The sequence below is a fragment of the uncultured Gimesia sp. genome (assembly GCF_963972345.1).
In the GTDB taxonomy this organism is placed as follows: domain Bacteria; phylum Planctomycetota; class Planctomycetia; order Planctomycetales; family Planctomycetaceae; genus Gimesia.
The window spans coordinates 1-10,654 of the sequence record NZ_CAXAVM010000231.1 but is presented as its reverse complement, the minus strand read 5'-3'; the positions used below and the strand labels follow the sequence as shown (position 1 = coordinate 10,654).

The 10,654-nt window shown below is 55.5% G+C and carries 8 protein-coding genes; 7 read left to right on the top strand and 1 reads right to left on the bottom strand.

What is annotated here, in order from left to right:
* The 7 genes from AACZ40_RS25440 to AACZ40_RS25410 form a co-directional block, all read left to right on the top strand.
* On the top strand, positions 1-1,397 hold a 1,397-nt coding region (locus AACZ40_RS25440; protein WP_339676361.1), incomplete at its 5' end, for a UbiD family decarboxylase.
* Between the two features lie 23 nt (positions 1,398-1,420).
* A complete protein-coding gene (ubiE, locus tag AACZ40_RS25435; protein ID WP_291166141.1) occupies positions 1,421-2,134 on the top strand; it encodes a bifunctional demethylmenaquinone methyltransferase/2-methoxy-6-polyprenyl-1,4-benzoquinol methylase UbiE in 714 nt (237 codons plus the stop codon).
* 29 nt (positions 2,135-2,163) lie between these two features.
* Positions 2,164-2,856 (top strand): flavin prenyltransferase UbiX, encoded by a 693-nt coding sequence (locus AACZ40_RS25430; RefSeq protein WP_291166138.1) that lies wholly within the window; start codon positions 2,164-2,166, stop codon positions 2,854-2,856.
* Between the two features lie 222 nt (positions 2,857-3,078).
* Positions 3,079-5,025 carry a DNA mismatch repair endonuclease MutL gene (gene mutL, locus AACZ40_RS25425; protein WP_291166135.1) on the top strand — a complete coding sequence of 649 codons (1,947 nt, stop codon included), beginning with the start codon at positions 3,079-3,081 and terminating at the stop codon, positions 5,023-5,025.
* Positions 5,026-6,613: 1,588 nt separating this feature from the next.
* A complete protein-coding gene (locus AACZ40_RS25420) occupies positions 6,614-7,957 on the top strand; it encodes a DUF1501 domain-containing protein (protein WP_291166133.1) in 1,344 nt (447 codons plus the stop codon).
* Between the two features lie 395 nt (positions 7,958-8,352).
* Positions 8,353-9,186 carry a DUF2262 domain-containing protein gene (locus AACZ40_RS25415; RefSeq protein ID WP_291166131.1) on the top strand — a complete coding sequence of 278 codons (834 nt, stop codon included), beginning with the start codon at positions 8,353-8,355 and terminating at the stop codon, positions 9,184-9,186.
* Positions 9,187-9,700: 514 nt separating this feature from the next.
* Positions 9,701-10,339: a hypothetical protein gene (locus AACZ40_RS25410; RefSeq protein WP_291166129.1), complete on the top strand. Its 639-nt coding sequence runs from the start codon at positions 9,701-9,703 to the stop codon at positions 10,337-10,339.
* Positions 10,340-10,456: 117 nt separating this feature from the next.
* On the opposite strand, the gene AACZ40_RS25405 is transcribed toward AACZ40_RS25410, so the two are convergent.
* A partial coding sequence (locus tag AACZ40_RS25405) for a hypothetical protein (protein ID WP_339676355.1) occupies positions 10,457-10,654 on the bottom strand: 198 nt, incomplete at its 5' end.

Below are 10,654 nucleotides of genomic sequence, written 5' to 3'. Positions count from 1 at the left end.
CATCCCCGGTAGAAACACAGCTCGAAATTGCTGCCATCACCGAACAGGTCGTTAAAGCCAGCCCGCCCGATTCCGCACCCGCACTGCTGTTTGATCAGGTCGCCGGGCACAAAATCCCGGTGCTGACCAATCTGTATGGCAGCCTGCCCCGACTGCTGCAGATTCTGCGAACCGATGCCCTCGATTCCATCGCCGACCGTGTCGCCGGACTCCTGTCACCCGATCTGCCCGAAGGCTGGCTCGATTCGCTGAAGATGATTCCGCAGTTCTCGCAGCTTCTCAACGTCAAACCCCGCATCGTCAAAACCGCCAGCTGTCAGCAGGTGGTCAAGCTCGGCCGTGATGTCAATCTCAGCGAATTCCCGCTGCTCACCTGCTGGCCCGAAGAACAATCGCCCACGATCACCGCCGCCCAGATCATTACATTCGACCCCGAAACCAAAGCCCGCTTCGTCAACGCCCGACCCATTCAGGTCATCTCAGATCAGCAACTGGCAATCCGCTGGAGTCAGCATGACGCCGGATATCAGCTCCTGCAGAAATTCCATGCCCGCGGTCAGCAACTGCCCGTTGCCATTGTGATTGGCGGTGATCCCGTCGGCCTCTATACCGCGCACGCACCACTGCCGAAAATGACCGACCCCTATGCCTTTGGTGGCTTTCTCCGTAATAATCCGTTGGAACTGGTTCGAGCCCGTTCGATTGAAATCGATGTCCCCGCGCAAGCCGAAATCGTGATGGAAGGCTTTATCGATCCCGCCTCTGATCCGGTTGACGTCGGTCCCGTCGCGAATGCCACCGGCTACTACAGTCCAGCTGAAAAAGTGATGCCGTTGAATCTGTCCGCTGTCACCCATCGGGCCAATCCCATCTGGCATGCTCTGATCCCGGCGGCGCCTCCCTCAGAAGCAGATTTTTTCGCTCAAGCCACCGAACGTGTTTTTCTGCCGCTGCTGAAACTGATGGTTCCCGAACTGGTCGACATCCACTTTCCCCCTGCCGGCGCGGGCCGCTATCTGATGTTCGTCAGTATTCACAAATCCTATCCGCAGCAGGCTCGTCGCGTGGTGAATGCATTGTGGAGCCTGGAAAGTCTATTATCATTGAAACTGATCGTCGTTGTGGATGATGACGTCAATGTGCACGACGAACAGCAGGTCTGGTATCGTGTCAGCACGAATCTCAATCCGGGACGCGATCTGATTCACGCAGAAGGGCCCGGCGATGATGACGATCACAGCGCAGCCGTGCAGGGCATCGGCCACAAACTCGGCCTCGATGCCACCCGTAAATCCGCAGCAGAAGGGCATCCCCGCGAATGGCCGTCCGCATTGAAAATGCCCGCTGAAATTTTAGAACGCGTCCAGAGCCGTCTGACTGATCTCGGCCTGTCCTGAAAGTAAGAAACGATCCTGAAGTTATGAATGTTGATAAAACCGGCTCCCGTGTGCAGCAGATGTTTGGCGAAATCGCACCCCGCTACGATTTCATGAATCACTTCCTCTCCGGCGGCGTCGACTACTACTGGCGCTGGCGCACCGTGCGGAAAGTCGCTCCCATTGGCCCGGCTCCGATACTCGATGTCTGTACCGGCACCGGAGACCTTGCCCTCTCCTATCTCAAAAAAGCAGGCGGCAAAACACAGGTCGTCGGAGCAGACTTCACGCATGAAATGCTGCAGCTGGCTTTGAAGAAAAATACCAGTAGCCACCTCACCTTTCTGGAAGCAGATACCCAGGAACTTCCCTTCGCCGACAACCAGTTTCAGATCGTCTCCGTCGCATTCGGCCTGCGAAATGTTGCCGACACCCGTCGCGGCCTCAAAGAAATGATCCGCGTCTGTCAGCCCGGTGGTCAGGTGGCCGTCCTCGAATTCTCCATGCCCACCAATCCGCTGTTTCGCTCCTGTTACCAGTTTTATTTTCGACATATCCTCCCGAAAATGGGACAATTACTCGCCCGCAACAGACAGTCCGCCTATAACTATCTGCCCGAGTCGGTTTCTGAATTTCCGTATGGCAAGGCCTTAGCCGACCTGATGGATGAATGCGGGCTCGAAGGCACACGCTGGTATCCGCTCACGTTCGGCATCGCCACTTTGTATACCGGCGTGAAACCCGCTGATTCGAAATAACGTTCAATGAAAGATTGTGAGGTCCCCGCATGTCCAATGTCGTCGTCGCCATGACCGGTGCCAGTGGCGCCATTTATGCCGTTCGCCTGATCGAAGTTCTGATGGCCGCCGGCCGCACCGTGCATCTCACCATCAGCGCCTCCGCCGCACAGGTTCTCAAACATGAGCTCGGCCTCAAAATCGATCTGGAAAACTTCGACCCCACCGAACTCCTCCCCGATCCCGCCGGCCAGCCCGATGACAGCGTCATCCGCAAAATCAAGCCCACCCACAGCGAAGACTTCGCCCTCAGTTCCGTACTCGGCGATTCCGACCTCAAACAGGGCGCACTGATCTATCACCATTACAAAGATTTCTCCGCCGGCATCGCCAGTGGCTCCTTCCTGACCGATGGCATGGTGGTCTGTCCCTGTTCGATGGGCACACTCGGAAGTATCGCTTCCGGCGCCTGTGGCAATCTCATCCACCGCGCTGCCGACGTGCATCTCAAGGAACGACGCAAACTGATTCTGCTCGCCCGCGAAACCCCGCTCGGCCTGATCCCCCTGGAAAACATGGTCAAACTCACCCAGGCCGGCGCCATCGTCATGCCCGCTGCGCCCGGCTTTTATCATAACCCGGTCACCATCCACGATCTGGTCGACTTCATGTCGGGCCGCATCTGCGATCATCTGGGAATCAGGCACGAAATCCATCAGCGCTGGGGAAATCAGCCGTTGTAGGTTTTTGTATTTTGTGTTCAGCACTGTTTCTCCTCTCTAGCGCGCTTTCTTGCGATTTTGCCCCGGAACCGTTAAAAACAGGCTAGAGCGCATCATTTTGAATCATCGCGTCGCTCAATCTAATATACTCGTCTCAAATGGCCCTGGAGACGTTACAGCAAAACTGGACACAGTCCAGGCACAAACTACTCAATTCAATTCATCAGTCGGACTGATCAGCCAATGGAACGGAAAGCCGTCGTGGAATCCATTTCCCGCATTCATCAACTCGATACCAGCGTCATCAACAAGATTGCCGCCGGCGAAGTGATCGAACGCCCCGCCAGCGCGGTCAAGGAACTCCTCGACAACAGTATCGACGCCCTTGCCACCCGCATCGAAGTCGACATCATGAACGGCGGTGCCGACCTCATCCGGGTCGTCGATAACGGCGAAGGCATTCATCCCGATGACCTGCTGCTCGCCGTCGCCAGCAATGCGACCAGCAAAATCTCTACCGCCGACGACCTGTTCAGCGTGCAGACCATGGGCTTCCGCGGCGAAGCCCTCGCCTCGATTTCCGAAGTCAGTCACTTCCGCATCCGCACACGTACCGCCGACCAGACCCAGGGACTCGAGTTCGAAGTCAAAACCGGAATCCCCGGCAAACCCCAGCCGTGTGGCTGTCCATTGGGAACATCGATCGAAGTCCGTCAGCTGTTCGCCAATACTCCCGTCCGCCGCAAGTTCCTCAAAACCACCAAGACCGAGTTCGGCCACATCAGCGAGCAGTTCACCCGCGCCGCCCTCGCACATCCGCGGCTCTACATGGTCCTCAGGCACAACAACAAAGTCATCTTCGATCTGCCTCCCTCCGATAATCTGCTCGACCGTCTTCGCCTGTTTTATGGCAGCAATCTCGCTGAGCAGCTCATCTGGGTCGATTCCGAAGTCGACGACATCCGCATCTGGGGCTACGTCTCGCATCCCAGTGAAAACAAATCGACCCGCAAAGGACAGTACCTGTTTCTCAACGGTCGCTGGATTCAGGACCGCACGCTGCAGCATGCATTGACCGAAGCCTATCGCGGACTGCTGATGGTCGGACGCCAGCCGATTTCGTTCCTCTATCTCGACATGCCCGCCGCCCAGGTCGATGTCAACGTGCATCCCACCAAATCGGAAGTCCGTTTCCGCGACGGCCAGCACCTGTACCGCCAGCTGCTCTCCACGCTCCGCAGCCGGTTTCTCAGCATGGATCTGCAGTCGCAGATGTCGCTCGGGAAAAAAGCCGACTTCGATGTCACGGCACCGCCGCCACCACTCACACCCGAACAGAAGCAGACGCAGCTGGAACTGACGAGCTGGGCCAAACAACAACTCAACCAGGTCCACGATAACCTCGCCGACCTGAAAATCAGCTCGGCTCCCCGCTCCATTTCCCCCACCTCGGATCTCGCGGCTCCCTTTACCGCCGCCGACGCAATTCCGCTCTCGCACTTCCAGCAGAACCGGGAGCAGGCGTCCCTCGATTCGCCCGAAACGATAGACGCCCCCGCCGACCTGGTCGTTCCCGACATCGATCGACCTGCAGACAAATTCACAGACGTCGCGACTTCTGACCTGCGACCGATTCAGGTCTTGAACTGTTACATCGTCGTCGAGATCAAAGGCGCGCTGACCATCATCGATCAGCACGCGCTGCACGAACGCATCATGTACGAGTACTTCCGCAAACGCGTCCTCGCGCAGTCGGTCGAAGCACAGAAACTGCTCGTCCCGCTGACCCTCGAAATGAGCGGCAAAGAGGCGGCACTCCTCCTGGATCATGCTGAAATGCTCAACAGCTTCGGGCTCGGCATTGAAGAATTTGGCGGCAACACGCTGTTGATCACCAGTTATCCCGTGATGCTCAAGAAGGTGAATCTGGAACAGCTGGTCCGCGACATCGCCGACAACCTCGACAATGCCAAACAGCCCTCCCGCCGCGATCTGCTGGATGACCTGATCACGATGATGTCCTGCAAAGCCGCCATCAAAGCCGGCCAGCGACTCACACAGGAAGAAATCTATAGCCTGCTTGAACAGAGGCACCTGATTGACGATGCCCACCACTGTCCGCATGGTCGTCCTTCTGCCCTGGTTCTCAGTCACGCCGAGCTCGATCGCCAGTTCGGCCGCATGGGCTGATTTATCTCCCTCTGAAAAAACTGGACTTGACCCCGCCGCGCCAACAGCGATAAGCGCTGTTTTGGGTCGCGCGCGTGCCCAGTTTACAGTGCACTGAAACACAAGCCACATGTTCGCGATCTTCACTATAAATAAGCCTGTTTTTTCCAGATTTTCAGTTTGCATAATAGCACCCGTTCGTGATGGTAGCCTGCGGGTCGCCGCACATCGCAAAGCTTCGCCTCGGCACCGCCTCGACGTCGCAGCAGGTCGGTTCTCTGTCAACCCGTATCGCCACATGATCTTGTTCATCCCCCTTGACGCCCCCACGCCTTTCCACAAAATAATCCAACATGCAACAGAACCCAGAACCCAGAACCCAGAAACCAGACAACCAGAAACCAGACAACCAGACAACCAGACAACCAGACAACCAGACAACCAGATTGAACCCCACAAACATAACAAAAATTCAATGTCCTCTCCCTCGCGCAGGTGCCATCTGTCGGCTTGCCCGACAGTGCCCGAACAACCAGCCCCCCATCAACAAAACCGGGTAGCCCCGGATGCAATCCGGGGTTGTCGTAGACAATAGGAAACTGTCACAGCAAGCACACAATTCAGAACAACACATTCCACCTGTTCATCGTAGGGGTCGACCCATGTGTCGACCCGCCTGGCGAGTATCAACCTGGTATCACCCATAATGGGAACAGATGAGACACCCCAGTCAAAATTATGAACCACGAAAAACACGAAACTCCCAAAAGTAAAAAGAGGGTGAGCCCGGATAAAATCCGGGCCGAGCGCAGCGAGCAAGAGGTCCCAGCTGCCACGTACCACTCAGAACCGGGATTCCTAAACTCATTCGACACGGCCGGACAAGCCGGTCCGTGGCACACGGTAACCTTTATATCTATTGCAACGTGCCCCACCGGATCAGACGAGCGCGTGCCAGCGCCGGCTTGTCCGACGGTGCTCAGTTAACCAGCCCCCACCAGCAAAACCGGGTAGCCCCGGATGTAATCCGGGGTTGTCGCAGACAACAGGAAACTGTCAGAGCAAGCAGTCAAACCAGGGAAACCATACCAACCCCTTCCGTGTAGGGGTCGACCCATGTGTCGACCCGCCTGGCGAGGCTCAACCCGCTATCACCCACAATGGGAACAGAATAAAACATCCCCATCAGAATTTGGAACCACGAAAAACCCCAAACCAGCCATTAGAAAAAATGGGTAAGCCCGGATGCACATCCGGGCCGAGCGCAGCGAGCAAGAGGTCACAGCTGCCACGTAAAATCCAGAGCCAGTCTTCCCCCACCCATATGGCTAGGCCGCTCTAAATACTCCCAACAAGGAATGCCGCTCAAAATCCATCCCCGTTACACACAAATCTTAATTTCATTTACATATTAAAAGGGAGTGCACTGCCAGTCCTGATCTGCTTGCCGCCGCATCGACCGGATTGTAAAATGCTTCTGCCAAATAAGGCATTACAGCATACCACAGATTTCCAGCGAGCGACTTCAGGCTGACGGACCGGATTGTTCCGTCTCCCACCTGCAATACCCCGACCAGAACCCTCCTGCATCCTTTTGGAGAAGAACACGATGCTCTCAATCGCAGGTCCATCACAACGACAGTGTAACGGCTCGCGCCGCCAGTTCCTCAAGATCGGCGGTCTGGCGCTGGGCGGTCTTTCGCTCCCGCAGATCCTGGCAGCAGAAGCACAGGCAAACACTCCGACCGGAAAACTGGGGCACAAAGCCATCATCATGATCTTCCTGTCCGGCGGCCCTTCGCATCAGGATATGTACGACCTGAAGATGGACGCCCCGTCAGAAATTCGCGGCGAATTTCGTCCCATCGACACCAACGTGCCCGGCATCCAGATCTGCGAACATCTGCCCCGCCTGGCGACCATGATGGACAAGTTCGCCATCATCCGCTCTTTGCAGGGCTGTCCCGATCAGCATGCGTCCGACCTCTGCATGAGTGGCTGGCCCATCAATGGTGACGGGCGGCAGTCGGGCCATCCTTCCCTTGGCTCAGTCCTTTCCAAAGTGCAGGGCCCCGTCGACCGGGCAATTCCCCCGTTTGTCGGACTCAGTATTGCCAGTCGCCACGAACCTTACGGCAATCCCGGCTTCCCCGGTTTTCTGGGGAAATCCCACGCGCCGATGCAGCCGACCGGCGAAGGCATGGACAACATGCGTCTGCAGGGCATCTCGCTCGATCGACTCCGCGACCGGAAAGCGTTGCTGGACGGCTTTGACGCCTTCCGCAACTCCGCCGACAATGCGTACGACGGACTGGATGCGTTTTCACAACGGGCTTTCGACGTTCTGACTTCCAGTAAACTGGTCGAAGCCATGGATCTGGAAAAAGAAGATCCCGCCCTCCGCGACCGTTATGGCAGAGGCGATAATTCGCCCGCCTTCGGTGAAGACGCCGGCCCGCACTGGCTGGATCAGTTCCTGATGGCCCGTCGCCTGGTCGAAGCGGGCGTGCGCTGCGTCACACTTTCGTTCGGCAGCTGGGATCGGCATCATTCGAACTTCGCCCGCCTGCCTCTGCAGCTCAATAAATTCGATCAGGGTATCACGGCTCTGGTCGAAGATCTGCACAACCGCGGCCTGCAGAACGATGTCAGCGTGATCGCCTGGGGCGAATTCGGACGCACACCTCGCATCAACGAGAACGCGGGTCGCGATCACTGGCCGCAGGCATCCTGTGCGCTGCTTGCCGGCGGCGGCATGCGGATGGGGCAGGTCATCGGTTCCACCAATCGACTCGGCGAAGTCCCCCAGGATCGTCCTCTGGATTATCAAAACGTCTTCGCCACACTCTATCGCCAGCTGGGCATCGACCCCATGACGACCACAGTCCCCGACTTCGCGGGCCGCCCCCACTACATGCTCGACCTCCGCGAACCGATCGACGAACTGATCTGAGAGTTTCACCACTTTCCGGAAATTTCTATCATGTAACCAGCCATAAAAAAGGGTAGCCCCGGATGCAATCCGGGGTTGTCGCAGACAACAGGAAACTGTCAGGGAAAGCATTCAAACCAGGGAAGCCATACCAGCCCCTTCCGTGTAGGGGTCGACCCATGTGTCGACCCGCCTGGCGAGGTTCGATTGTTTCACACTGCATGGGAAACTGGTAAAACACTCAATTACGAATTTTCCACCACGAACCCCACGAAAAAAAAGAGGGTGAGCCCGGATAAAATCCGGGCCGAGCGCAGCGAGCAGGAGGTCGCAGGGATAACCGTTGGTTATTATGTTCAATCTGCCATCAGGAGTTTAGTAAGCCACCAATTAACATTTAATAAGGGAAATATATCGTGTGTGATGAAGACGATCCGTTTGCAGAACTGGAACGGAACAATCTGGAATTTAAGCGAGTGATCGAACAAATTCCTGAAGAGACAATCGTCGGGCTGGTTGGAGAACGTGGTGCAGGCGGTGCTTCTTTCTTGGGTGAAGACTGGAAGCTGATACTGAGTCTTGTAGCCTGGAAAAAATCTTCTGGAGAATTAAGCCAGGAAGAATTACGTGTCGAATTTCCCCTGCCAGAAGAGAGTGTGTCTCAGTATATGAGTGAAATTGATCCTTTCGCGATAGTAAAAATCAAGGCACGCTGCGCTCAACATCCCAATGGATTTCTGCAGGCTGTGGCCTCGGAAATTATCTCGACGAATGAATCAGATTCAGACCTGAAACAGATTGTGGAAGAACGACAGGTACCGATTATTATTGAAGATCCTCAGTTTGGGCCGTTAACCCTGAATCGAGTTCTGGATCGGTTTAGTGGTTCGGTATTATGGGATGATGTTGATATCAGTCTCGAATTATCCTGCGATGAGACAGGAAGCATTCAGGAGTCATTGACTGTTGCCAGAAAGCTTTGGGAACAGCAATCTGACTGGGCCGACCAGGTTAAAGACTTCGCGGTATTGGAACTGTTAGAGCGTAAAAATAATGGTTGGTTGGAAGAAGATCAGCCCGAAGTGACTGCCGAAGCGTTTAAGAAACGTATGGTTCTCGAATCGATCTTAATTTATTCTGACGGGGAATTCGAATTCTGGCACGATGATGGAGATCTGTTCTGGGGACACGCAATCCAGGTCAGTGGAAATCTGACGGAAGGTCTCACCTATGTGGATACACCCGGTTGAAAGAGAATGGGCCTTGTCGCAGACAACAGGAAACTGTCAGGGAAAGCATTCAAACCAGGGAAACAATACCAACCCCTTCCGTGTAGGGGGCGACCCATGTGTCGACCCGCCTGGCGAGTATCAACCCGCTATCCCCCACAATGGGAACAGAATGAAACACCCCAATCAGAATTATGAACCACGAACGATACGAAACCCCACGAAAGAAAAAAGAGGGTGAGCCCGGATTAAATCCGGGCCGAGCGCAGCGAGCAGGAGGTCGCCGCTGCCGCGTTCCCTCCAGAACCGGGATTCCAATACCCCTTCGGCACGGCCGGACAAGCCGGTCCGTGGCACACGGAAATCTCACAATGGAAACTGGTAGAAAAGGCAGATCCATCTCTTGTCATATAGAAATCGGAATCCGCAGAAAAGTTTTCCCGATTTCGTTACCCTGTGTTGTAATCGGATTGTTAAACTGAAGCCGATTGTTTATCTCCTTCAGATCAACTCACTTCAAGAAAGTGGCTTACTCATGTTGAAATCTGTTTCCTGCTGCTGTCTCGCTTTGACATTACTGGTTCCCACACTGCTTAAAGCCGAGAAGAATTCACCCCTCAAACCCGTGCTGGGCAAAACCGGCGAACCGACGGCCGTCGATGCCTTCGACAAGCCCAAACTCAGCAAACAGTGGGCGGCTGCGAAGGGGGAATGGAAGATTGAAGACGGCGTGCTGACCGGCAAGGAACTGCCAGCCGACAAACACGCAGCCGTTTTGACCTGGAAACTGCCCCATCGCAATTCGATTATCCGCTGTTCGTTCCAGTTGAAAGACGCTGATTTCTTTCACCTGAGCCTGAATCACGCCAAGGGGCATCTGTTTCGCGTCATCCTCGACGAGAACGGCATGATCCTGCGAACCGATAAGAATAAAAAAGATCCCAAATCCAAACCGATCACCCTGGCCCAGGCCAAAGGCACCCTCGAACCAGGCAAGTGGTACACGCTGCAACTGGAAATGCAGGGAGACAAAGTGGTCGCCCAGCTGGACAATGGGTTGCACGTGGAAGGCCAGCACCCCTCACTCGACGTCGACAAAACCGGCTACCGCTTCATCATGAAAGGCAACACGCTGTTGCTGGACGACGTGACCGCCTGGAAGCTGGATGATTAACAATGCCCCTCACCGGATCAGACGGTGCTCAGTTACCCGCCCCCACCAGCAAAAAAAGGTAGCCCCGGATACAATTCGGGGTTGTCGCAGACAACAGGAAACTGTCAGGGAAAGCATTCAAACCAGGGAAGCCATACCAGCCCCTTCCGTGTAGGGGTCGACCCATGTGTCGACCCGCCTGGCGAGGTTCGATTGTTTCACACTGCATGGGAAACTGGTAAAACACTCAATTACGAATTTTCCACCACGAACCCCACGAAAAAAAAGAGGGTGAGCCCGGATAAAATCCGGGCCGAGCGCAGCGAGCAGGAGGTC

Coding starts and splice junctions, on each gene's coding strand:
- ubiE (WP_291166141.1), top strand. CDS start 1,421: ATGAATGTTGATAAAACCGGCTCCCGTGTGCAGCAGATGTTTGGCGAA.
- AACZ40_RS25430 (WP_291166138.1), top strand. CDS start 2,164: ATGTCCAATGTCGTCGTCGCCATGACCGGTGCCAGTGGCGCCATTTAT.
- mutL (WP_291166135.1), top strand. CDS start 3,079: ATGGAACGGAAAGCCGTCGTGGAATCCATTTCCCGCATTCATCAACTC.
- AACZ40_RS25420 (WP_291166133.1), top strand. CDS start 6,614: ATGCTCTCAATCGCAGGTCCATCACAACGACAGTGTAACGGCTCGCGC.
- AACZ40_RS25410 (WP_291166129.1), top strand. CDS start 9,701: ATGTTGAAATCTGTTTCCTGCTGCTGTCTCGCTTTGACATTACTGGTT.